Below are 22441 nucleotides of genomic sequence, written 5' to 3' on the forward strand. Positions count from 1 at the left end.
CATGCCGTCACGCAGCCGCCTGTCGACAGGCGCGGCAGACCGCAAGGAAGCTCAACGTGGGACGACCGCCTCCGAGCGCGAACACGCCGTCGAAGCCCGGGTTGTCGAACTCGTCCGAGCAGGGATGGAGCTTCAGCCCGCGGGCCACGGCGGTGAGGCAGCGATCCGCCTCGGCGACCCCGTCGGCGGGGATGAGGCGGGCGAAGATCGTCACGCGGTCGCGCTGGGCCGAGGCCAGGTTGAGCACGGCGTCATTCGCCTCGCGGTAGCCGACGAGGTCCGACACCGGGAACACGATGCCGCGTGCGCCGGCGCCTCGAGCGCATCAAGGGCTTCGGCAGCGTCGCCGGGAACCCGCTCGGATCGGTGGCCTGGCGTGGACGTGACCGTCGACATCTCCAGGTCGGACACAGCTCGGCGGAGCGCGTTGACTCCGACGCCAACACCCCGCGCCCACAGGTCAGTGGACCGGTGGGGCGGTCGCCCGGATGAGTACCACGTCCTCCTCGTCGACGTCGGAGGGGATCGTCCCTGCGGTTTGCTGCGCTCGCATCAGCGGGCCCAGCGGGCCCGCTCGCACGCTCGCACTTCGACGTCGACCAGGCCGGCCCGTTGTAGCCGTTCCAAGGTGGCGTCGGTGCCGATGAGGGACGAGTGCACGAGGAGGAGCGCCCCGCCGGGGCGCAGGTGGGCGGGGGCCTCGTCGCACAGCGCGTCGAGGACGATCCGGCCGTCGTGGCCTGCCTCCCACGCCCGGCTCGCGCCCTGGCGGGGCACGTCGGGCCTCGGTGACGGCACGTAGGGCGGGTTGCTGACGATCAGGTCGAACTGCTCGCCGGCGACGCGTGCGAACGTTCGGCCCCGGAGCGTTCGGACGCGGAGGCCGTGCCGGATCGCGTTGAGCGGAACGGTGAGCAGCGCTCGCCGGGAGACGTCGATCGCGGTCGTGGTCGCGCCGCACTCCGCCGCGGCGAGCGCGAGGACACCGCTCCCAGTGCAGACGTCGAGCGCCTGCGAGCCCGGGCCGATAGCCTCCTGGCGGATGGCGTCGGCCAGCATCCACGAGTCGGAGATAGGGACGAAGACACCCGGAAGGGTCAGCAGCTTCATGCGGTGAAAACCTCTGCGAGCCACGGCACCACGCGCTCGGGGCCGAGCGCTCGGAGGTGCTCCACGGATGGGTCCTCCACGATCGCTCGTACGTCGTCCAGGCCGCCCTGCGCGTAGGGCTCGGCCGCGTCGATGAGGTCGTGAAGGCAGCGGCTGGTGGGTCGGGCTTCACCGGTGCGGAGGTCGAGGAGCTCCCCGCGGACGCCGTCGCGGAGCGCGGCCCACCGGTTCTCCGCGATCCTCCAGGTCGGGGCCGGCGGTTGGAGCTCGCCGAGGTGGTGCAGCTCGGTGAGCCTCAGGGCGAGCGCGTGCACGAGCTGGGCGATCGCGCTGGTCCGAGCAGTGGTCGCCTGCACGTCGAGGACCCGCAGCTCGAGCGTGCCGTAACGCAGGTGCGGTCGGAGCTCCCACCACCATTCCGACGCATCGGCCACGGCGCCCCCTCGGACCGCCCAGGCGAGGTCGTCGGCGAACTGCTCCCAGGAGGTGATTATCGGGGGCACGCCCTGCCGGGGCAGCAAGGAAGCGATCACCGGACGCACCGAGCACAGGCCGGTGTCCCGTCCGGCGGCGAAGGGGGCGGCCCCTGCCAGTGCGGCCAGCTCCGGGAGGAGGTCCCGCAGCGCGTGGTAGACGCCCAGCGTGCAGTCGGCCTCGCCGAAGGTCAGATGCACCTGCAACGAGGAGACAAGCTGCCGGCCGATGACCTCCCGGTAGCGGGCGCCGAGCCCGTCGGCCCGCTCCGTGGGCGATAATGCGGCGGGTCCGTCGAGGAGGGGGTGGACGGGTGCGGCGATCGCGGCCAGGTCGGGGCCGCAGGCGGCGGCGATCAGTGCTCGACACGAGCGCAACTCCTCGACGGCGCCCGCCACGTCCTCGTGGACGGAGGTCGCGATCTCGAGCTGGCACGCCAGCAGCTCCGGCTTCACCCGTGGGTCGCCGATGCGGGCCACCACGGTGGCGGCATCCGCGGGCAGCCAGCTGCCCCGGTGCACCAGTAGGAGCTCTTCTTCGAACCCAATGGTCCCGGGGACGGTGCTCGAGAACAACGACCGGAGCAGTGCGGCGTCGAGGGGCGCGCCAACCGACCGGCCGGACGGCAGAGCGCCGGTGGACCTTTGGAATCCGCTCTGTTCGATCACGGGCGGCCCACCACCGGATGGACAATTCCCAGCCCGGCTGCGGGGTGGACGGACTTGGCGTCGGTCACGGATACCCCTCTTCCGTGCCGGGCGCTGCACGCGCCCCGGCGTTCCTGAGGCTCCCCTCCGAACCCGGACCCTCAGTACCCCCTGACACGTCAGCCAACCCTCGGCAGCGCGCCTGCCGTCACTGAGCTGTGTATCCGCCGTCGACGGGAAGTGCGACCCGATGACGAAGCTCATTGTCAGCAAGTCGCGTGTCCACCAACGTCCCCGGCGCAGGAGACGACGGTGGATACAGCCGAGCCCCGAGCTCGAGCTCCAGCACGACGCGGGGCTAGCGCCTGATCACCCCGCTGACGGACTGGCGAGCTAGGTTGCTGGCAGGGGTGAACTCGTCCGCAGTCAGCCATAGATGCCGCCGAAACTTTTGTGCAGTCTGTCGTTTGCCGGTGATGTACCCGGGTACCGATTGCGCGGGAGCAGCTGGCTGCTGAGGGGCAGATACCTGTGGTCTCGAAGTTGCCCCGGACCCTGGCAGCCACTCCATCAGCAGACGGCGCCCAGAGGGGATCCGCGATGACGGCAACGAGTTCCAGTGCAGTGCATAAGACAGCGTGTGTGGCAACCATGCGTGGCTGCCGTGCTTACGGCGGCCCGGCCCACGGGTGTTTCTGGGTGATCGGGGCAGGGGCGGCACCGCCCGCTGCGGTCGACGTGGGGGGCGAGAGCAACGTCGTCTACCGGCTGATCGGCCATCCGAGGACTGGTGCGCCGGCCATGGACCATCTAGGCAACTACCTGTACATGCCGGTGGTTCCCGGGGCGACCTCGATTGGATCCGCCCACGAAGCAGACGCGCCTGTTCATATGGTCAGCGGGGCTTTCGTAGGGTCGGAGCTGACTCCGAAGGTGGACGGCGAGATCTGGACCGTCACACCCGGCCGCCTTGGCGTGCGTGGCTCACACCTCGCCCAGCACGCAGCTCGGCTCGGGGCACAGCCGTCCAGTTTCGATTACGCGCGGGTCCGCGCTGGGGCTCGGCCGTTCCGCAAGACCGCGTACTGACCTAGGCCGCGGCGACAAGTACGCCAGTTGGCCACTCAACAGCCCCGGTGGGCCGCCGATGCGACGGGGTAACCCGGCGGCCCACCGGACCAGCCCGACCACACCGAGCAGGAGATCCGATGAAGGCCAGTCGGCGGTTCGGCAGCACGAGCGATTTGTCGAGGGAGGCTGTGCCAGACCTGCGCACCGCGCCCCGACAGGAAATGCGTCCGTTGCGGGAACCAGCGTCCCGCACACGCCAACACCGGCGAGGGACCGGTCTGCCAAGGCTGCTACACGGGGCCCACTCGTCTTTGCGGTCGCTGCGGCGAGGTCCGCCCGATCAGAGCCCGCGCGACCGAGGGACAACCTGACCTCTGCGCCAATTGCTACTGGGGACCTATCGGTGAATGCACCCGTGTGTGGCCGGCATCGGCCCGGCCACCACGTGAGCGAACGAGGAGGCGCCTTCCAATGCCGGACGTGTCAGCCGCGGCCGCGCCGGCGGTGCAGTGACTGCGGTCGCGAGCAGCAAGTGCGAGCCAACTGGCCGATCGGCCCGGTCTGCGATGCCTGCTACGCACGGCGCAAGCGCAACCCGCGGCCCTGCACACGCTGCCACGCCTCCCAGGTCCTCGTCGGCCGCACCGACGAGAACCGCGATCTGTGCGGACCCTGCAGCGGCACGGACATCGCCTTCGTCTGCAACCGCTGTGGCTTCCCCGGCGACATCTATGCGGACGGAGCATGCACCCGCTGCGTCGTCGGGGACCGCGTCCGGGACCTGCTGAGCCACGACGAGAAAGGCGGCATCGCCCCGGCACTACGACCCCTTGCGGACGGGCTTATAGCGCTACACCCTCCGGTGACCGTGCTGAGGTGGCTGCAGAAATGTGCCGGCCCGAGAGTCCTGGCCCAGCTCGTCTCCCAGCGCACCGAGATCTCTCACGCGTCGCTGGACGTACTGCCCCAAGATCTAACGACTCGCCATGTCAGGGAAATACTTGTTGCCACCGGCATCCTGCCGCAGCGCCAGGAGAACCTGGCCCGCCTGGAACTCTGGCTCGACAACATCCTCAAGCAGCTGCCGCCGCGCCAGAAGCAATTCATCGCCCCCTTCGCCGAGTGGAGCATCGTTCGCGACGCTCGACGCCGCGCCGCCCGCGGCCGATACACAACCCGCGCCTGCACGCATGACCGCGCCGACATCCGCATCGCCATCAAGTTCCTGACCTGGCTCGACGAGAACCAGCTCGACCTGGCCGCCGTGGGCCAGGAGGACCTCGATCTCTGGCTCACCACCCACCCCACACTGCACCGCTCGATCGGCTCCTTCATCCGCTGGACCACCGCCCGACACCTCACCGGCCAGATCACCATCCCCACAAGACGATCGGGCCTGCCCGCCCGGTTCCTCGGGGAACGGGAACACCACGAGCAACTGAAACGGTGCCTCAACGACGAGGACCTGCCACTCGAAGTACGGATCACGGGCGCACTGATCGGGCTCTACGCCCTACCTGTCACCCGCCTCGTCGAACCGACCACCGACCGTTTCCACCGCGACCAGGGGAGTGCTTACCTGTCGATCGACCGCAATCCCGTATTGCTTCCACCCAAGCTGGCCAGGCTGATCGATCGACAGATCGCGCGAGTGGCATTCATCTCCATGCTCCGGCAACCGCACAATGACGGCCCTCGCTTCCTGCTACCCGGACTACCTCCCACCCGGCCGCTCAGCGCGGGACGGGTCCAGGTCCTGATGAAGCGGCACGGTCTCGCGGTGATCGCTGCGCGCAACACCGCGCGGATCGAAGCGGTGGCCGACCTCCCGCCGATCGTGATCAGCGACCTGTTCGGGATCTCTCCGAGAACCGCATACGCCTGGGCGCAGTACGCACAAGACAGCTGGGCAGACTATTTGGCCGTCAGCCAGGACGCCGAATAGTGAACGAGCTAGCGGGCTCGCCGGATGAGAATGGGCGTTGCAGCGCAAGCACCAGGGTTGGCTACCGCGCGGGCCGTCCCGCGGCGGAGCCGGTGTAGCCGCGCCCGCGGAAGCGGCAGCCACCGCATGGTGGCCCGGCTGGACGAGCTCAACCGGTGATCAGCTCCCAACTACAGAGCCGGTATCAGGGGCCGCGGCGACTGCCCAGACCTTCTCAGTGCCGAGGCACGATGTCGCGTGTGCGACCGATGCCAGGACATAACCGCCACCCAGTGACACCGAATCACCCAATTTGGCAAACGTCTGTCCAGTAGCGTCGACCAGCGCGATCGAGCCATCGCGGAGGGCTACGGACCATCCTGGTGGCCAGGCAACATCGATGTGACGTCCAGCCTTATCGACGACCAGGCAATTTGCAGCCTCATCCAGCACAAGGGTTCCCGGCAGCCGCGCTGCCATGTTGCGCGCCGGGCGAGTGCCGCCAGGCTCTGACCGATGACGGTCCTTGTGGTCCGAGATCTAAGAGGTTCTGCGCCATTTCTGAGGGAGTGCGCTGGATGTGGCTGCGGGCATGTGAGCCGACCGTGAAAGAGAGCGGCGATCCCGCCGCGTCGACCTCACGGAGGAATCATGAACCGCAGGTATTCCGCCCTCGCACTGTCGGCAGTCGCGATGGGCGCCGTGGTCCTCACCACGACCGAAGCGTCGGCCATGGGGAAAGACCCTGAAGCCGCGTCCGCGTCTCAAAGCGTGCCCGCGCCTCCCGAGTGGCCGGACGAAGGGACCGGCTACCCGGCATCCGAGGGCAAGAGCCCGGAGTACAACTACCCGAACTACGACCCGAAGTACGAAGTCGCGCCTGTGCAGGCGGCGACGGTGGGCCAGAGCCGGTCGGACGACAGCGGGGTCGAGGCTCTGCAGGCTGGTGCCTCCGCACTCGGTGGTGCGGCCGTCGCCTTTTCCGGCATGTGGCTGTACCGGCGCCGCCACGCACTGGCCGGTTAGCCCCGGCCTTCGGGTTTCTCTGCGAGAGAAGTCGGCACCCGCACGCCGCTAGAGGTGGGCCGGCGCGCCGGTTGGCTGGGACCCGTTCTCCCGTCCCTGTCAGTCGACGCGCTGGCTGCCCAGCCGCTCGGCAAGTGCTGCCGCTTCCACCCGACTCGACGTACCGGTCTTTCGCAGGATGTTGGAGACATGGACGCTGACAGTCGTGTAGCTGATGACGAGTGCCTTCGCGATCTCACCGTTCGATCGTCCGGCCACCAGGAAGGCCAGGATCTCCCGTTCGCGCGGGGTGAGGCCGCCTAGCGCTGTCGGACCTTCAGGCATACTCGGCATCGAGACGGGTTCACGAAGCGAGACGCGGGCCATCCGTGCGAGCGACTCGACCTCCTCCTGCAACGGCTGCGCGCCGAGCTCGACAGCAGTCAGGTGAGCCTGCCGCAACAGATCACTCACAGCTGATCCGCGAGATCCGGCAGCCAGCATGGCCTCCGCCCGGCGCAGGCGCGAGACCGCTTCCTCCCAAGGCACACCAGCCGTATGACAAGCCTCGATCGCATGCCGCCACAGGTCCGCCTGACCCGTCTGGCCCCTGCAGCGCGCCACCTCGGCATCGAACAGTGCCTTGAACATCGCCACATCCACGGCATCCGGCCGCTCCGCCGTGAACGATTCCGCTGGCCACTTGGCGATCAGGTCGTCAAGCGTGGCGACCGCCTGTGCGACACCGTCCGCATCGCCGGCGTCTCGGGCGGCCCGGGCGGTCTCCGCGGCGGCGTGCGCGAATTCCACGAGGATGTCCTCGCTGTAGTGGGGTCTCGCTGCGTTCGGCACGACGATCCGGCGTTTGAGCCACCGCAGCGCCTTCTGCGGTTCACCGGACGCCAGGAAGACTTCTGCGCCGGCGAGGGTCAGGTCTCCGCGGAGTCCGGCGAAGTCCTCGGAGATCAGGTTCAGAGCCCGGTCCAGGTGCAGCTTGGCCTCTGCAATGCGCCCGGACCGGGCGGCCAGCTGTGCCGCCGTTAGTCGAACCGATGCTCCTGCGATGCCTCCGCAGCGCGCTGCCAGCGCCGTCCGAAGCAGCTCGCGACAATCGTTCCAACGCCCCTGCCACAGGAGCCCTTCCGCGGCGTGTGAGGCGAGGAAATACGCCCACTCCGACCCCGCCGCGAGCACCTCTTGGAACGCCTCTTGAGCCACCGCAGTGGCCTCGTTGACCCGGCCGAGATGTTTCAAGCACCTGACCTGCCAGATCGCTGCCTCCTCCAGCCAGTCCGTGGAACCGCACGACCGAGCAAGCCGCACGGCCTCTTCCGTGTCCGCCAGTGGGTTCGACGCGACGTCGTGAAGATGTACGAAAGCGCGCGTGCTGAGGGCGGCTGCCAGCGCCAGTTCCGACCCGGATCTCCGTGCGGCCTGCACGGCTTCCTCTGCGTGTGCCGCCGCGCTGTCGTACGACTTGTCCCAGCGCTCGGCAAAGGCCAACCCCGCCAACGCCAAGGCACGCTCGGGGTTGTCGGGGTAGGCCTGGGTCAGCTGAACCGCCTCGACGAGCTCGTCGACACCCGCCTTCATGGGCGCCGAGCCGCGATATGTCGCCTCGCACCACGCGAGCAACAAGGTGCTGGTCAGGAGCGGCTCGGAATCCCGGTCGACCACGCCCAACGCCTCTCTCACCAAGTTGACAGCAGAGTCGAGTCGGCCGGCTCGTCCGCAGACGCGGCTCGCCCGGCGGAGCAAATCGACATGTCCAACTCGTGAGCCTCGGACGTCCGGCGAGATCTGGTCCCACAACGAGCAGGCACGCTCCAGGTGGATGGCCTCCTCGGATGTGGCACACAGCTCGGCTGCGTGGCCCGCAGCGGTAAGCGACCACCGGTAGGAATCGTCGACTCTCCCGGCGTGATGGTTGTGGACTGCCAGGTCGGCCGCCACGCGACCGTCTTGCCCACCCGGCATGCCCTCGAGCACGCGCACGTAGGTCGCGTGCACCTTTACCCTCTCGCCGGGTGGCATGCCGTCGTACAGGACCTCGGCGAGAAGCGGGTGGCGGAACCAGGGCCGGCCGTCACCGTCGGGTCGTACGACGCCGTGGTCCTGGGCCTCGGTCAGGCAGCCGGAGAGTAAGCCGGGTTCGACGCCGTGTTCGGCGGCCACGCCGGCAAGCACCGCGAGGTCGGTCGGGCGGCCGCCGACCGCGAGTACCCGGGTCGCCTGGCGCGCGGCCGCGGACAGACCGTGCCAGCTGGCCAGCAGCGCGTCGCGGAGCGCCGCGGGTGCAGTGGCCTGGAGTCTTGGCTCGTCCCCGGACAGGCCACCGACCAGGAGTTCGGTGAGGTAGGGGTTACCGGCCGAGCGCTCGTAGATCTGGGCTGCGAGGTCGATGTCCAGAGCACGGCCGAGCATGTCCTGGATCTGGGTCTCGGTTGCTGCCAGGTCGAGTCGGTCCAGGTGGATCTCGCTGAACAGCGGCATCCGGCGCATGTCGGCGAGCCAGCCGTGCAGCGGATGGCCCTCGCCACGGTGCTCCTCGCGACACGTCGCCAGCAGCGCCAGGTGCTGGTCGCGGAACCCGGTGATCAGATAGGCCAGAACGTCCAGCGAAGTGCGGTCCGCCCACTGCAGATCGTCGATCACCACCACGGTCGGACGCCGGTCGGCGATGCGGTTGACCACCAGGTCGATCAACGGCAGCAGCCGTCCCGGTTCGCCCGGCGAGGCGTCGCCGAGTGCGGGCAGCACCGTGCCCAGCTCGTCGGCCCCGGCCAGAACCTCGGCGCGCTCCTGAGCGTCCGCCTGTGCCAGCCAGGACTGGAGCGCACCGGTCACCGGCGCGAACGGAACGGACGCCTCACCGAAGTGCACGCAGGTTCCCCACAGCACCTGGATCTCGGCACCGAAAGCGTCGCAGACTTCCCGGACCAGTCGTGTCTTCCCTGCGCCTGCCTCGCCGTGCACCATCACTGCACACGGGCGACCACCCGCGGTCGCCTTCAAGGCATCCGCGAGAAGTCGCTCCTCGACCCCTCGGCCAACGAGCCGAGGACTCGGCCGTGCTTGCACTGCCCCCATCCACTCAGTGTCCACCTGCCGGTCCGGCTCGGATAGGCCATCCAAACTCGACGACCGCGACGGGGCGCCCAGCCAGACGGGTACGACCAACGCCGGAATGCCATTGCCACCGACAACGCCAAGTGGCGCGCAGAAGAGTTCAGTCAACTAGTCGGGCCAGCATCATCCACCGCGGAGAACAGGCACGGATCTGGTCGCGGCAACGCAAAGACCTCACTGGTCGCTTCCCCGACATCGCCGCCGCAGCCGCGCGGCAACTGCCGGACGGCTGCGTGCTAGACGGCCAACTCGTCATCCTCGGCGCGGACGGCCGGCTCAGCTTCGACGCCCTGCAGCGGCGCCTCGTCACCTCACCGGCCAAAGAGCGCAACCTGGTCACCACCGTGCCGGCCTCCTACGTCGCGTTCGACTTACTGGCGATCGGCGGCGTCGACCTACGCACCCAGCGGTGGACGGTTCACCGGCGGCGTCTTGAGCAGTTGACCGCAGTTTGGACGCTACCGCTACAGGTCTCGCAGGTAACAGCTGACCTCGAGGACGCCAAGGAGTGGTTCGACGTACTCCCAGCGGCGCTGGGCGTCGAGGGCCTGGTAGTGAAGGGCACAAGCTCCCGGTACGTCGGGGGCCGGCGCGAGTGGCTGAAGGTGAATTCTGTTGGGGTGGACAGTGTTCGCGCGGCTCCGCGAGAACACGTCGTCCGAGGTCAAGGGCGGTCTGGCTGTTGCGGTGCGCGACAGGTGTCGTGGACGTGTGGTGGTGGGCTGACGGCAGAGCCTGGTCTAGGCCTCGTGGGGCCTGGTGGAGTTGAAGCTCGCCTTCGATCGGCGACCAGGATGCTCCGCCGCGACAGTTCGCCCGGGCTGCTGGCTGGTCTCCTGAGTAAACGCGGTGGCAGTCCCGAGCGGTGCCGTAGGCGGCGGCGAAAAGCGGTGGCCGAGGAAGCCCACCACCACGCTCTCGATCGCCGCCGGCGGTCTCGACGCCGTCGAGGCCTTGGGCGCAATGGCGACCGGGGACGGAGCCGGGGAGGGGAGGCCGCGGCCGAGTTCGCCGCGCGACGCTCACGAGTTGGCGCGCCGGTGCGCGGCACGCCTCACCGTCGCCCGGGCCGCGGAACGGCTCGGCGCCACCCAGGCCTGGACGAGCCCATTGTCGAGCTATATCGACGGGTCGTGTGGGTGATCACGATGTGCAGGACCATGTCACGGGACGGGAATGGCCCTGTGCGTCTGCGCTGATGCCCGCGGCGGTGTTGTTGTTGGTGGCCACCGTGGCAGACGTGGAGAAGGGGTAGCCGGCGGCGAGCGCGGGGAGCGGTTGCTCGTGGTCACCGACCCAGATCACCGCACCGAGGTCGGCGTCGAACCCCACCACCGTTCCGTGGTCGTTCACCGCGTTGGGCTGGGTCCCCGGCAGGGCACGTGGCCCGGTCGGTGCCCACACGACCGCGCTCCCCAGGTCCTCGGATCCGCCGGTCAGTACGGCAGAACCGACGATGTAGGGACCTGCGGCGGCGCGTGCGACCGAGTTGGTGCCGGGCACGGGGCCGGGCAGCGTCGTCAGCCCTTCGCGGACCGTGCCCGCGATGGCCTGCTGCCTGAACTCTTCGCCGGCCGTCTCGGTCCACCCCACGACGGCGCCCTGCTGCGTGACGTCGGTGAGGTAGGCCGAGCCTGCCATCACGCCGAGATCCTGGATCGACTGCGGGGAGTTCGCGGACCAGGCGACGGCGTGGCTGGTCTCCCCGCCTGCCGCGTAGCCGACGATCAGGCCGGCGTCGTTGATCGCCGTCGGCACGGCGAAGCCGCCGCCAGGCAGCAACGGGAGGTCGATGACCTGGCCACCGCGCCAGAGGACTCCGTGTGTCGGGGTGTCCACATCTTGGGTGGCGCCGACCACGTCGCCGTGGCTGTTCACGTCCTGCGCGACCGCGCCCACGCCGCCCGGAGCGGCGAGCACGGTCACATCGCCGTCGTGCCACACCAACGGGCGCGTCCTGCCGTCCACATCGACGCCGTAGCCGGCAAACGAGTCGTGGCGGTCGCTGTTGTACACGTACCCGGCGCTCCACCCGGCCGGTAGCGGGAGCTCGTTGATCACCCAGGTACAGCCGACCGTCCCATCCAGGGTGCTTAGCTGCTCCGCCGCCGCGGCCGGAGGCGGCATCTGCATCACCGTCGCCGCGATAACCGCAACGAGACCGGCAAGCTGCGGCAAGCATCGAAAGCGGCGCACTGAACACACCATTTGTCCCCACCTTTTCAACGACGGATGCGCCACTATAGAGGCCGGAACGGCTCAGATGCGGAAATGCGTGACCTGCCCTGGTGGCCGCACCGGAGGCGGCGGGCGTTAACGGGGCCCGACTTGTGTGAGCGGCAACGAGAGTCGAAACGACGTCTATCCAGGTGTGCTCACCAGCCGCGGTCCTGCGCCACGTGTACGGACGGCGATAACGACCGTTCCCGCGCACCGCCGCCGCCCACCGGTTTCGCACGGCTTATGTCCCGGCGCGTCCAACCTAGGCATCCCACCAGCGGCCAGGTCCGCATCTCCATGTGGGTGTCGCGCACAGACTGCCGACCAGCCGCAATGCGACAGTCCGCGACACCTCTAGGGCCCCAATGAAAAGTCAAGCACCGCGAAACCGTGGACGCGTCGGCGGCGTTCTCGGCCCGCTTCGTCACCCGGAGGTTGTGATCGCCGGCTGCTACACAGACGATGGCGAGCTCGTCATCGTCGGCCGCACGGTAGTGCTCACGGCGGCGCAGTCGGCCGAGCTCGGTGCTGTACTGAAACCGGCGCGTCACGGCCATCCGTGGCCGGACGGGATCAGCTCGCAGCGGTGGGGCGGCCGCGATGCGCGCAAGCCGCTCACCAAGGTGGAACCGCTGGTCGTGATCGACGTGCTGGCCGATGCCGCGATGCAGGCTGGGCAATGGCGGCATGGGCTGCGATACGCCCGGCACCGTCCAGATCTGACTCCTGACGACGTGCCGACCCTCGCAGCACCCGCTGCCACATGACTGGACGCGCTCATTGACCGGACCCGGCGTAGCGCGGACGGTATTCCTATATACCGGCCAAAGGGGGTGGGCGGCGTGACTGAGCCGGATTCGGGTGCGTCCAGTCCTGTCAGCGCGGATAGCAGGGAGGACAAGCTGCGGAAGGACCTGGGCATCGAGTACTACGCCATCCTCGACGTGGTCACCGACTACGACCGGCGGCTGGTGACCGTGAAGGGCTGGTCGGTCACCCTCTCACTGGCCCTCCTGGGGCTGGGCTTCGAGAAGTCGCACTACGCGCTGTTCGGGCTGGCGGCATTCAGCGCAGCTGCGTTCTGGATGATCGACGCGCTGAACAAGGAGTTCCAGATGGCCTACTACTCGCGGATGCGGGACATCGAGGTGGCCGCCTACTACCTCAACAAGGTGCCGATGCCGGAGTTCGGGGAGATGTCGGCGCCGCGCATCGACTGGTACTGGAGCTACAAGGGTCACCGGGGTGCCGACGATCCCCGGTACGACAAGAAGTACGTCGGCCGCCACCCGATCCGCACCCCTTCGACTGGCGGCACCGCCAGCCGTGGCGGCGGACGGCGCCCGAAATCCGCAACCTGCTCCGTCGGCCGCGCAGGATCCTGTCACAGCGCCGGCCGCCGAGAGAGGACCCGTCCGCGCGGCCACAGAAGGTAATGTGGCAGGTCGCTCTGCCGCATGTGATTGTTGTCGTCGTCGGCCTGGTCCTGTTCGTCGCCGCCCTCGCCGGCCTACCGGTGATACACGAACATCGTCCCTAGCTTGTGATCCCGACCCGACGAGTGAGCTGAGGTGTCGCCGCGTCGTGGCAGCCTGGGCTGCATGTGTGGACGCTACGCATCAGCAGCCAGCCGGGCGAACCTGCTCGAGCAGTTCGTGGTCGACGAGCAGAACGCGGACGAGCTCCGCGGGCCCGACTACAACGTCGCGCCGACGAAGCAGGCGCCGGTCGTCATCGCGCGGGCGCTGAAAGACGCTCCGGACGATGAGGATCCAGTTCGGCAGCTTCGCAGCTTCCGGTGAGGGCTGGTCCCGTTCTGGGCGAAGGACCTGAGGATCGGGTCGAGGCTGGTCAACGCTCGCGCGGAGACGGTTCACGACAAGCCGTCGTTCCGGGCGGCGTTCAAGTCCCGGCGGGCACTGATCCCGGTCGACGCGTTCTATGAGTGGCTGGAGACCGAGCAGATCAGCGAGAGCAGCGGCAAGCCGCTGAAGCAGCCGTTCGCGCTGCGCCCAGCCGGCGGGGAGAGCCTGGCGCTCGCCGGTCTCTACGAGTTCTGGCGGGACAAGTCCAAGCCCGACGACGACCCGGACGCGTGGGTGCCGACGTACACGATCATCGCCATCACCGCGACCGATGAGGTCGGCCGGATCCACGATCGGATGCCGATGGCGATCGCCAAGGCGCACTGGGACGACTGGCTGGACCCCCGCAATCAGGCCACCGACGACCTGCTGGCGCTGATGGCGCCACCGCTGGATGGGAGCTGAAGGTCCTAGTGGAACACCGGCCACTTCCATCAGGCCGTCATGCAGGCCGCGATCCGCGTCAACGCAGAGACACAGGCCAAGTTGGGCCGGATGGACGTGTCCGAGACGGAACTCTTCAATCAGGCGTTCACGTTGGACTCGCCGAAGAGAGGAGCGGCTCGGCTCCGGCTGGCGGATGACGACGGCAACAAGACCTACCAGAACCTCCGCCGCGGCGCACTGGCGTTCGCGGAGGGCCTCTACACCGCGATCCGAAACCCCGGCATGCACACACCGCAACCGAGCGGCGGAGGAGAGGAGCAACTCGCTCTTGAGCAGCTAGCGGCGTTCAGCTTGCTGGCTCGGTGGGTCGACCAAGCAATTGTCGACGAGCTCTGACTATGGGAACGCGTCAATGACGTCGCACTCCCTCTGAGCGGACGACGTCGCCTCCGGTCAACTGCAGGCTGCGGGGTTGTGTCGATCCGCATCCTCGCCGCGGTAGTGCACCATGCTGTGCACTGCCGGCACGCTAACAAAGAGAGAGGCGACCAGTGGCCCAGAGAGTGGAAATCCTGCTCACAGACGACCTCGACGGCCGCGATCTCCCTGCCGGCAAGGGAGAGACCGTGACCTTCGCGCTCCACGGCAGCTCCTACGAGATCGACCTCGGCACCAAGAACGCCGCAGCACTCCGCAAGGCGCTGGCTGTCTACATCGAAGCGGCGCGGCCGATCCGGAACAGGCGAGCCAAGAAGGTCACCCGCTCGACTATCGGCGCTGATGCTCGCACCGTGAAGGCGTGGGCTCGCGCCAACGGCTACGAGGTCAACGACCGCGGACGAGTCCCGGCCGACATCAGGAATGCCTTCGAGGCTGCCAACTAGATTTCACCCTCGCGGACTGCCGGATTCGCGTGGTACAGGCCGGAGCGGATGGCGCTCAGCTCGCCCTGGCCGCGCCGCAGCAGTTCGTGGTAGGCCGCAACCGCGCGCTGCGGGTCGCCTAAGCAGGAGACGAGGGCCTCGTTGTCGGTCCTGACGAATCCAAGCATGACCTCAGTCTCGAGCCACACCAGGAAGCCCGGCAAAGGGATTCCCCATACGCCGAGGGAAGCGCACACCGACAGGCGCGTGACTGATCGTCCGCGCCTACTCAGCGATGACGCGATGCTCGACGCGTGGTTCGGGATCCTTACCGATCCTGCCCGCTGACCGCTGCTGATCCGACGATTCAGGGCTCGTTCGTTGCCTCGGACAGCAACTCGATTCGTCGATGAAGGCGCTTGGGCCAGTACCACAGGCCCCACAACCAGACGAGGGCGAACAGGATGTTCGAGCTATGCCAGGCCGAGGTCGTCACGACTTGGCCCACGCCGGAGATCAACAGGAGCACGCCCAGGGCAACGGTCAGTTTGTGTACGCGGCGGAAGCGGTGCAGCTGCTCGGCGGCGAGGCGTAGAGCCGCCGCCCGGGTTTCTGGATCGGCCGGGATCGGGCCGCGATCGACCGCGCGTCGGGCTGCCTTCGACTTGTCCGCCGGCAGGTCGCCGATGGCCGCGCGCACCATACGTCGCCGCATGTCGATCGCGAAAGCCACTGGGAGGCCGAATGCCACCGCGCCGATGAGTCCTCCGACAGCAGCGGCGGTCCAACCCTCCGGCCCGGCGATTTTGAGGGTGACCGCAATCGCGATCCCGAAGGGGAGGCCGGTAGCCAAGGCGAGGGCCCACCTCGGAAGGTTGGCCAGGTAGCTGCGCACCTGCGCATCATCTCCCATCACCACGACATCGCGCATGAGGCCGCTGGTGGTTCCTACTGCACGTCACGCACTTGCTCCACGTCGGCCGGTTGAAGGTCTGCTCGGTGGGACGCCGGCCACAGCCTTCTGCGGCCGCTGTCGGCCACCGGCTGCAGAGGTGGGGCTCCGGATCGGACGAGGGCTCTCCTGAGACGTCGATGTTCGGAAAACCGTTCGAAACTGCTCTACGGCTCGTTCCCTGGAGGAGCCCGCCCTGTCGCCGGAGCAGGGTGTTCTGCTTCGGCGACCGGCGAAGCAGGCGTGTTAGCCGGTGATCGTCTTATAGGCCAGTTCCGCCAGGGCGGTGGCGGCGGAACAGCCGGGCCGCTGTAGGCCGCAGACGGATGACCAGCGAATCGCTGCTTGTTGTACCAGAGCGCGGAGGCGCCGGACTAGAGTGATTCCTCCAGCATCGCTGACGGCGTCCGAGGCGCGTGGCAGGCTGGCGAGTATATGTGGTCGATACGCGTCGGTGGCCAGCCGTGCCGATCTGCTCGACGCCTGGCGAGGACGCTGACCCGGTGCGGCAACTGGGGGCGAGGGGAGAGATCAGGTGCCCAGGATGAGGACGTCGACCGCTTTCGGGGTCGACATCGGCGGCAGCGGGATCAAGGGCGCCATCGTCGACCTGGAGACGGGCGACCTGGCCGCGGAGCGGGTGAAGTACCTGACGCCCAACCCGTCCACTCCGGAGCCCGTCGCCGAGGTCGTGGCCCGGCTGGTCAAGGAGGTCGAGTGGACCGGTGAGCTGGGTGCGACATTCCCGGCCGTGATCAAGAACGGGGTGGCCAAGACCGCCGCGAACGTCGACAAGAGCTGGATCGGGACCGACGTCGAGAAGGTCTTCACCGACATCACCCACTGCGACGTGACCGTGCTCAACGATGCCGACGCGGCCGGTATCGCCGAGGCCCGGTTCGGCGCGGCCAAGGGCGTCGACGGCGTGGTCATCCTGCTCACCTTCGGCACCGGTATCGGCAGCGCGCAGCTGCTCGACGGCCAGCTCGTGCCCAACACCGAGCTCGGTCACCTCGAGCTGGACGGGTACGACGCGGAGAAGAAGGCCTCCTCGGCGGCGAAGGACAACGAGGGCCTGTCGTACAAACAGTGGGCCAAGCGGGTGCAGCGATACCTTCGGCACGTGGAGAACCTGTTCACCCCCGACCTGTTCGTGGTCGGCGGCGGGGTCAGCAAGTACGCCGACAAGTGGGTGCCGCTGCTCGAGATCTCCACCCCGGTGAAGCCGGCTCAGCTGCTCAACAACGCCGGCATCGTCGGCGCGGCGATGGCCGCGCACGAGAAGTTCACCGAGTAGGCCGGGCTACAACCCGGCGCCGGTGTCGGCGGCGGGTCGCCCGTCGTACCGCTAGCGTGCGCGGCCGCCGGTAGCTCGAGGGGAGCTGCGGCGGCAGTCAGCGCGGGTGAGCTCAGCTCGGGGACGTACTTGTAGATGGTGGCGCGGCTGACGCCGAGCAGCCGCGCGATCGAGGACACCGTGTTGTCGGGTTTGCCGAGCAGATCGCGGGCGTGCTGGATCTGCTCGGTGGTCATCGCCGGTGGCCGACCGAGACGGGTTCCGCGGGCGCGGGCCGCGTCCAGGCCTCCACGGCCCAGAACTCCCGAGGCTGTCACGAAGTGACAAGTAGCTGACCGTCTCTGGCGTGTCGGTGCCTTGGGTCCCAACGGTTCATCATCGTGCGCGCCGAGTGGTCGACCGAGGATCTCGTGGGTTCGTGGACTCTGGTCGACGAGGACTGGCGACTAGTGGGGAACAAGTTCGGCCCGACCCGATTCGGGTTCGCGCTGCTGCTGAGGTTCTTCGAGCTGGAATCACTCACGGGCCTTGATCGCCTGGAGGTTCTGGACACCGCCTTGGTTGACCACGTCGGTCGCAAGGTCTCGGACCTGATCGAGGAAATCGGACTCGCCGATGTCAGTCCGGACACTGGCCATCACCGGGGCGTAGCGAGGCAGAGGTATCGAACCTTCGTCGTACGGGTACCCGTTGCCGTCGACCGTTTCGATGATGAGCGGCTCGTCACCCGTCCACTCGACTCCTATCTTCACCTCGTAGTCGCGCGTGCCGTGGTGCTCGGCCGAGGTGCTAAGGAGCGCCATCAGCGACGCTGTGAATCGCTCCATGCGGTCGGAGCGCAGCCGACTTCCCGGTGCGAATTCGTCGCGCGTGATGGGGTGGCCGCCGATCGCCGCAGCTAGAGACACGGAGCCATCGCCGTGCACGCTGGCCCAGATCTCCTTCGATCTGCCGCGATCTGTGTCAACCGTCGAACGACTGACCCAGCGGCGCAGACCTGGGCGAGGGTTGTGTGTATCGAGGTCGTCGAGCGGGACAGGATGGTTCGGATCTTTGTAGTAGGTGATGGCAGCACCGCGGGCCGCCTGCAGAATCGAGGTGGCGTCGCCATGGGTCAGTCGTCGACGGTCGGCAGCGAGTATGCGTGGCCGGGCTACGCCGATCATCCAGGCGCGCTCAGCGATGGGTCGGCCTGCGGCGAGCTCGCGGTAGAGCGAGTCGAGGGCCTCATGAGTGTTCCGCTGCTCCTCGAACCTCGCCCGATACATCGCCTCGATCTGCCGCTCCCGCATCCACACCGTGTCAGCATCATTCCGGACCGGCGCGCCGAAGCGGTCATCTCGATAGATCAGGTGAGGTCCGTCCACGCTGGCGGGGACCACGACGGCGAGCGCCCGCTGATCCGGGTCCCCGAGCCGGTGAACGCCCAGCCCGAAGACCGGTGGGCTGATCGCGGTGACGGCCGCACTTCGAAGCGTCCGCTCGTACGCCTCGTCCACCTCACCGATGTCGTGGTGGCCGGTGGCGGCTTTCTGGTTCTCGGTGATGCCGTAGACGATGACACCGCCACCCCTGTTCGCCATCGCCGCGACGTCCTTGGGGAAGTCTGTATTGGGAAGCCCCTTCGAGGGCGTGGTTCCTTCTTCCAGTCCAAGTCGTCGGTTTCTCCAAGCCCCTCTGCGATGGCGTCATCGAGCAGTCGGCGGTCAGCGGCCCCGGCTGCCGACCGAGCAGCCGATGAAGAGCAGTGAAATCCATTCTCAGACCGTACCGACGTCTCTCGAGGTTTGCCGCTGGTGACCAGCCGCCACGTTGGACGGGATCCCGATCGGGGGCTGCTATTGAGGCGGGGTTGTGCCGGTGGCACCCGTTAGAGGTTCGCAACGGTGAGGCCTAGACGCCAGGTTGCTGGTCTGTCGGCTCGGTGAGTCCGGCGGAGATCCGTGGGTCGGCCACCATGCGTTGCTCACCCAGGGTGGGATCGATGGTGTCGGCCTCGCTGTCCGTTGGCCCCTGCGGCGCGGGGTCACTCACCGGGCGGCCTCGGCGTGGCCGCCGCAGTACCAGTTGCCGCGGTGCTGTCGCCAGCCGTTCGCGGGCGAGCCAGGTCACCGCCAGCCGGGGGAGCGGCGCGGGTTCCGCGACAACCAGATCGTCACCAAGCATCACGGTCGTGTCGAACAGCCCGCACATGACGATGCGCGCCCGGTGCGGCTGGCAGCGTTCGCAGTGCCGCCGCTCGACGATCCGCCCGGCGTGGTCGGGGTCGAGGGGTCAGCCAGATCGTGGCGAGACCGTCGCGGTGCAGCTCGAGCTCGCGGGAGTCGGTCGGCCGGTAGCCGCAGGTCGGACATGCCGGTCCGCGCCCGGCCGGTGCGGGCTCACTCGCCGGCTGAGCTGGCTGTCAATGTTCGAAGTCGTCCGCACAGATGTCCGAATTCGTCTGCACAGCCGACATGGGTCGGAGCGATGCTGCAAGTTGGGTCAGTACAGCCTTGAGGAGTGGGGAGCCTTGGGCGCCTTCTTGTACTGCGGCGAACAGATGCCGGCGCGGCTGTTGCCCGGCGACCGGGTGAACTGTCAGGGCGGGTGGGAGGGTCTGCTGGGCCAGCCGGGGAAGGAGCGTGACTCCCTGGCCGAGCGCGACCAGTTGTGTCACAGCCAGCCAGTCGTCGACCTGGTGGCGAACGTCCGGGGTGAACCCGGCCGCGGCGCAGGCGGTGGCCGTGATGGAGGCGCAGCAACCGCCAGGAGACCCAGTGATCCATGGGTCCTTGGCGAGCTCTCGTAGGTCGATCGCGGAGTCTCCGGCACGTGGATGATCAGCTGGTACTGCGATGTCCAGCACGTCGGCGCCCAACTCGACCCGGTCGTAGCGCGGGTCGCCGACGGTCGGGGAGCCGTCGAAGGCGACCGCGATTGCGACGTCCAAGCGGCCGGCGTCCACCGCGTCGAACAGTTGTGGCGGCTCGCTCTGGCGGACCGTGACGACCAGGTCGGGATGCTTGGTGGCGAGGCTGCTCAAGGTCGCCGGCAACAGGCCTGCCAGGGCGGTGGAGAAGGCGCCGATGCGTACGGTGCCGCGGAGCGTCTCATCGAAGGTCTGTAGGTCGTGGCGGGCGTGCTCGAGCTGGGCGAAGACCGCGTCGGCGTGGGCCAGCAGGGCCTCGCCGCGGGGCGTCAGCGCGATCCGGCGGCCGTCCTTGCGCGTGACCGCGAACCCGAGGTCGTGGGACAGACCGGCGAGTTGCTGGGACACCGCCGACGGGGTCAGGTGCAACGCCCCGGCGGTCGCGGTGACCGTGCCACGTTCGCGAAACTCCCGGAGTACGCGGAGTCTCCGCAGATCATCCATGAAGTCATGGCTTAACGGTTTCATGTACAAAGAGTAGATGGACCGGAAGGTCTTTGCCGCAACAGACTGATCGGCATGACCACACCACCGATCCGCCTCGGCATCGTCGGCCTCGGCGCGATGGGGCGGCATTTGCTGGCCGACGCGCTCGGCCACCCGGATTTCACCGTCACTCACGCGGTCGATCTCGCGCCGGAGACCATCGCCTTACTCCAGGCCGAACACCTGGGCGTCAACTTCAGTACTTCGATCGCTGACGTGATCGGTGCCGACGATGTCGACGCGGTCTACCTCGCGACGCCACCCGCGACCCACGCGGCGCTGGCAGTGCCGGCGTTCGAGGCCGGTCAGGCGGTGTTCTGTGAGAAACCGCTGGCCGTGTCAGACACCGATGCGGCGGCGATGCTCGCGGCGGCAGCCAAGGCGGGGCAGGCGGCGGGGGTGAACTTCGTGATGTCCGATCGGCTGTCGACCCGGTACGTCGAACAGGCGATTGCCGACGGCCAGGTCGGCGAAGTACTCGGACTCGAGATCAGGTTGGCGTTTCCGGTCTGGCCGCGAGGCTTCCAGGCGGAGGCGACCTGGGTCGGCGAGCGGGCGCAGGGCGGGTTCGTGCGCGAGGTGTTCTCGCACTTCGCCTATCTCACCGACCGGCTGATCGGCCCGTTGCGCGCGGTGCACACGGAGTTGGAGCACCGGAGCGTGGCGAGCGAGACAGCTGCTTACGGGCTGCTGAAGGCAGGGAAAGTCCCGGTCCAGCTGAGCGGGATCGTCGGGGCTGCCGGCCCGGAGACCTACGAGTGGATCCTGCGCGGAACCAAGCAGTCCTACAAGCTCACCGCCTGGCGCGACCTGTTCGTTGCCGAGGGCAATACTTGGCGTCCGGTCGAGCTGACCGGCGCGCCCGGCTCCGAAACCACCCGGCTGACGCTGTTCGCGCAGGCCATCCGTGGTGACCACTCACCGGACCTGGCAGGCTTCGCGGCGGCCGAACGCGTCCGGCAGGCCGTCGAAGCGTTCCACCGGTGAAGGTGATCGAGGCGGTCGACCGGGACACCCTGCGTCTGGTCGAGCGGGCGTCGATCCCTTTGCAAGCAGGCGAAGTGCGGATCGCGGTGGTGGCGGCCGGCGTCAACTACCTCGACATCCAGGAGCGTACGGGCGCCTATCCGCGCGAGTTCCCGTACGTCCCCGGCGGCGAGGGCAGCGGCGTGGTCACCGAGGTCGCGCCGGACGTCTCCACGCCGATGGTCGGCCAACGCGTCTGCTGGCAAGGTGTCCAGGCGTCGTACGCCGACGAGGCGGTGGCGCCGGCCTGGAAGGTGATCCCGCTGCCGGCCGAGGTCAGCCATCAGCAGGCCGCTGCGATCTTGCTGCAGGGGCTGACCGCGCAGTACCTGACCAAAGACTCGTATGCCGTCCAGCCAGGCGACCTGATCGTCGTCCACGCGGGCGCCGGTGGTGTCGGCCTGCTCCTCACCCAACTGGCCAAATCCCTTGGCGCAAAGGTCATCACCACCGTCTCCACCCAGCAGAAGGCAGCCCTGTCCCAGGCCGCCGGTGCCGACCAGGCAGTCGCCTACGAAGACCTCCGGTCCACGGTCGCCGGCCGAGCCGCAGCCGTCTACGACAGCGTCGGCCGGACCACCTTCGAAGACTCCCTCCACGCCCTGACCCCGAGAGGCACCCTCATCCTCTACGGCCAATCCAGCGGCCCAGTCCCACCCTTCGATCTGTCCCGCCTAGGCCCCATCGGCTCCCTGACCATCACCCGCCCCACCCTCCGCCACTTCGTCAGCACCCCCGCCTCCCTCCACAGCCAAGCCGCCCTCCTGTTCGACCACCTGAAAACCGGCACCCTCACCCCACCCATCACCACCACCTACCCACTGGCTGACGCGGCCGAAGCCCACGAGGCGCTCCAGTCCCGCAGCACCACCGGCAAGCTCCTCCTGCTGCCAGCCCCCACAACTCTTGCCGCTCCGGATCGGCCTCCCAGACCAGCCCCCGAATAGACGAGAGGGCGCACACGCACCCCCCGACTCGCGTGTGCGCCCTCTCTTTCCAACCCGTTCACCGCCGAGCCCACACCCAGGCCATCGGCTCGCCGCCCCTGCCCGCCTGACCAGCTCGACCCCACCA

General features: G+C 68.3%; 20 protein-coding genes and 2 pseudogenes. 11 read left to right on the forward strand and 11 right to left on the reverse strand.

The window, feature by feature from the left end; genetic code table 11:
* Positions 1–7 precede the first annotated feature (7 nt).
* The 3 genes from EV648_RS28790 to EV648_RS28800 form a co-directional block, all read right to left on the reverse strand.
* Positions 8–286 carry a hypothetical protein gene (locus EV648_RS28790; protein WP_132298249.1) on the reverse strand — a complete coding sequence of 93 codons (279 nt, stop codon included), beginning with the start codon at positions 284–286 and terminating at the stop codon, positions 8–10.
* Between the two features lie 266 nt (positions 287–552).
* On the reverse strand, positions 553–1110 hold the full coding sequence (locus EV648_RS28795) for a HemK2/MTQ2 family protein methyltransferase (RefSeq protein ID WP_132298250.1): 558 nt from the start codon (positions 1108–1110) through the stop codon (positions 553–555).
* On the reverse strand, positions 1107–2252 hold the full coding sequence (locus EV648_RS28800) for a YbdK family carboxylate-amine ligase (RefSeq protein WP_158294095.1): 1146 nt from the start codon (positions 2250–2252) through the stop codon (positions 1107–1109). The genes EV648_RS28795 and EV648_RS28800 overlap by 4 nt, the downstream gene beginning before the upstream one ends.
* Positions 2253–3834: 1582 nt before the next feature.
* Here EV648_RS28800 and EV648_RS28805 point away from each other — a divergent pair.
* Both EV648_RS28805 and EV648_RS28810 read left to right on the forward strand, forming a co-directional pair.
* The gene (locus tag EV648_RS28805; RefSeq protein ID WP_199234872.1) at positions 3835–5247 is read left to right on the forward strand and encodes a hypothetical protein; all 1413 of its coding nucleotides are present in this window, start codon (positions 3835–3837) and stop codon (positions 5245–5247) included.
* A gap of 630 nt (positions 5248–5877) precedes the next feature.
* Positions 5878–6252: a hypothetical protein gene (locus EV648_RS28810; RefSeq protein WP_132298252.1), complete on the forward strand. Its 375-nt coding sequence runs from the start codon at positions 5878–5880 to the stop codon at positions 6250–6252.
* A 99-nt stretch (positions 6253–6351) separates the two neighbouring features.
* Here the strand turns inward: EV648_RS28810 and EV648_RS28815 are convergent, their stop codons facing one another.
* Complete coding sequence (locus EV648_RS28815; protein WP_132298253.1) at positions 6352–9321, reverse strand: AAA family ATPase; 2970 nt, start codon at positions 9319–9321, stop codon at positions 6352–6354.
* A 122-nt stretch (positions 9322–9443) separates the two neighbouring features.
* Between EV648_RS28815 and EV648_RS45320 the strand changes: the two genes are divergently transcribed.
* On the forward strand, positions 9444–10559 hold the full coding sequence (locus EV648_RS45320; protein ID WP_199234873.1) for a hypothetical protein: 1116 nt from the start codon (positions 9444–9446) through the stop codon (positions 10557–10559).
* On the opposite strand, the gene EV648_RS28825 is transcribed toward EV648_RS45320, so the two are convergent.
* Positions 10504–11487 carry a hypothetical protein gene (locus EV648_RS28825; protein WP_132298254.1) on the reverse strand — a complete coding sequence of 328 codons (984 nt, stop codon included), beginning with the start codon at positions 11485–11487 and terminating at the stop codon, positions 10504–10506. The two genes, EV648_RS45320 and EV648_RS28825, sit on opposite strands and share 56 nt — an antisense overlap.
* 530 nt (positions 11488–12017) lie before the next feature.
* On the opposite strand from EV648_RS28825, the gene EV648_RS28830 reads away from it, so the two are divergent.
* The 5 genes and pseudogenes from EV648_RS28830 (at position 12018) to EV648_RS28855 (ending at position 14716) form a co-directional block, all read left to right on the forward strand.
* Positions 12018–12347 carry a hypothetical protein gene (locus EV648_RS28830; protein ID WP_132298255.1) on the forward strand — a complete coding sequence of 110 codons (330 nt, stop codon included), beginning with the start codon at positions 12018–12020 and terminating at the stop codon, positions 12345–12347.
* Between the two features lie 75 nt (positions 12348–12422).
* The gene (locus EV648_RS28835; protein WP_132298256.1) at positions 12423–13016 is read left to right on the forward strand and encodes a hypothetical protein; all 594 of its coding nucleotides are present in this window, start codon (positions 12423–12425) and stop codon (positions 13014–13016) included.
* A gap of 165 nt (positions 13017–13181) precedes the next feature.
* Positions 13182–13850 (forward strand): annotated as a pseudogene (locus EV648_RS28845) (SOS response-associated peptidase).
* Between the two features lie 21 nt (positions 13851–13871).
* Positions 13872–14228: pseudogene (locus EV648_RS28850) on the forward strand (TIGR02391 family protein); the annotation flags it as partial.
* Between the two features lie 155 nt (positions 14229–14383).
* On the forward strand, positions 14384–14716 hold the full coding sequence (locus EV648_RS28855; RefSeq protein ID WP_132298260.1) for an Lsr2 family protein: 333 nt from the start codon (positions 14384–14386) through the stop codon (positions 14714–14716).
* Here the strand turns inward: EV648_RS28855 and EV648_RS28860 are convergent.
* Positions 14713–14883 carry a hypothetical protein gene (locus tag EV648_RS28860; protein WP_199234874.1) on the reverse strand — a complete coding sequence of 57 codons (171 nt, stop codon included), beginning with the start codon at positions 14881–14883 and terminating at the stop codon, positions 14713–14715. The genes EV648_RS28855 and EV648_RS28860 overlap by 4 nt on opposite strands.
* Positions 14884–15062: 179 nt before the next feature.
* A complete protein-coding gene (locus EV648_RS28865) occupies positions 15063–15626 on the reverse strand; it encodes a hypothetical protein (protein ID WP_132298261.1) in 564 nt (187 codons plus the stop codon).
* A 565-nt stretch (positions 15627–16191) separates the two neighbouring features.
* Between EV648_RS28865 and ppgK the strand changes: the two genes are divergently transcribed.
* Positions 16192–16944, forward strand: coding sequence for a polyphosphate--glucose phosphotransferase (gene ppgK / locus EV648_RS28870; protein ID WP_132298262.1), 753 nt, complete (start codon positions 16192–16194; stop codon positions 16942–16944).
* On the opposite strand, the gene EV648_RS28875 is transcribed toward ppgK, so the two are convergent.
* The 4 genes from EV648_RS28875 to EV648_RS28890 form a co-directional block, all read right to left on the reverse strand.
* The gene (locus tag EV648_RS28875) at positions 16878–17261 is read right to left on the reverse strand and encodes a helix-turn-helix domain-containing protein (RefSeq protein WP_255512880.1); all 384 of its coding nucleotides are present in this window, start codon (positions 17259–17261) and stop codon (positions 16878–16880) included. The genes ppgK and EV648_RS28875 overlap by 67 nt on opposite strands.
* Before the next feature lie 198 nt (positions 17262–17459).
* Positions 17460–18593, reverse strand: coding sequence for a helix-turn-helix domain-containing protein (locus EV648_RS28880; RefSeq protein ID WP_370452751.1), 1134 nt, complete (start codon positions 18591–18593; stop codon positions 17460–17462).
* A gap of 244 nt (positions 18594–18837) precedes the next feature.
* Entirely contained in the window at positions 18838–19137 is a 300-nt protein-coding gene (locus EV648_RS28885) for a hypothetical protein (RefSeq protein WP_206751954.1), read from the reverse strand.
* Between the two features lie 211 nt (positions 19138–19348).
* On the reverse strand, positions 19349–20323 hold the full coding sequence (locus EV648_RS28890; RefSeq protein WP_241995664.1) for a LysR family transcriptional regulator: 975 nt from the start codon (positions 20321–20323) through the stop codon (positions 19349–19351).
* Between the two features lie 51 nt (positions 20324–20374).
* Here EV648_RS28890 and EV648_RS28895 point away from each other — a divergent pair, with 51 nt between their 5' ends.
* Positions 20375–21328: a Gfo/Idh/MocA family protein gene (locus tag EV648_RS28895; RefSeq protein ID WP_132298265.1), complete on the forward strand. Its 954-nt coding sequence runs from the start codon at positions 20375–20377 to the stop codon at positions 21326–21328.
* A complete protein-coding gene (locus EV648_RS28900; protein ID WP_132298266.1) occupies positions 21325–22314 on the forward strand; it encodes a quinone oxidoreductase in 990 nt (329 codons plus the stop codon). The genes EV648_RS28895 and EV648_RS28900 overlap by 4 nt, the downstream gene beginning before the upstream one ends.
* Positions 22315–22441 lie beyond the last annotated feature (127 nt).

It is taken from the genome of Kribbella sp. VKM Ac-2568 (assembly GCF_004345365.1).
Lineage (GTDB): Bacteria > Actinomycetota > Actinomycetes > Propionibacteriales > Kribbellaceae > Kribbella > Kribbella orskensis.